Source organism: Mesorhizobium sp. M7A.F.Ca.CA.002.04.1.1 (genome assembly GCF_004022805.1).
In the GTDB taxonomy this organism is placed as follows: domain Bacteria; phylum Pseudomonadota; class Alphaproteobacteria; order Rhizobiales; family Rhizobiaceae; genus Mesorhizobium; species Mesorhizobium ciceri.
On record NZ_RZPL01001157.1, the window covers coordinates 1 to 957 of the forward strand.

2 pseudogenes are annotated in these 957 nt (G+C 63.9%); both read right to left on the reverse strand.

Features of this window, described 5'->3' with window-relative positions:
• A pseudogene (locus ENZ75_RS32965) lies at positions 1-592 on the reverse strand (ABC transporter permease); the annotation flags it as partial.
• Positions 589-957 (reverse strand): annotated as a pseudogene (locus tag ENZ75_RS32970) (ATP-binding cassette domain-containing protein); the annotation flags it as partial. The pseudogenes ENZ75_RS32965 and ENZ75_RS32970, both read right to left, overlap by 4 nt.

Sequence of the window (957 nt, forward strand, 5' to 3'; positions counted from 1 at the left end):
CCGGAACGCCCAGGACCTGGCTGGAGAAGATCGTGTAGGCCCAGCTGTCGCTGAGGCTGGTCAGCGCCATCGACTTGCCCTCGTTGATGATCTGGATCAGGCCGCGCAGCAGGAAATTCATGCCCAGCGTGGCGATCAACGACGACAGCCCGCCATAGACGACCAGCGAGCCTACCAGGAAGCCGAGCAGCATGCCGGTGACGAGTGCCGCGGCGATGCCGAGAAACGGATCGTAGCCGGCCTGCACGACCAGCGCGAAGACCCATGAGGCGAAGCCCATCGTTGCCGGAAACGACAGGTCGATCTCGCCGCAGGTGACGACGAAGACCAGCGGCACCACCACGAACAGCGCAACGGGGAGCGTCGTCAGCACCGAACGGTAGAGATACCAGGTGGTGAAAACGGTCGGGTTGGCGATCAGGAACACCGTCATCATGACGATGAACACGGCGAGCGTGCCGAGCGCGGCACGGTTGTCGAGGATGAAGCCGCGCATCCAGTGATCGGATGGGTGCCTCCATTCCTTTTGAGAACTGGGACGGGGAATGCCGGCGGACGGCTCGTGCAGGTTGGGCTCCATGGTCTTGCTCATCGTGCTCTCTGCTCCGCGTCGCCGGCATCGTGCAGCCCGGCCAATCCGCCGGGATGCGCGACCTCTTCCATGAAGTTGATGAGATCTTCGGCCGACTTGACCTCGCTGCGGTCGGTCGTCAGTGCAACCTTGCCGCGGTCCAGCACCACGAAGCGGTCGGCGATGTCGAAGACATGATGGATGTTGTGGCCGATGAACAGGATCGAGCGGCCGCTCGCCCGCACCTGGCGCACGAAATGGAACACCTTGGCGGTCTCGGTCAGCGACAGCGCCGTCGTCGGTTCGTCGAGGACGATCAGCTCGGCCTGCTTGTAGATGGCGCGGGCGATCGCCACGCCCTGGCGTTCGCCCGCGCCATCTACAAG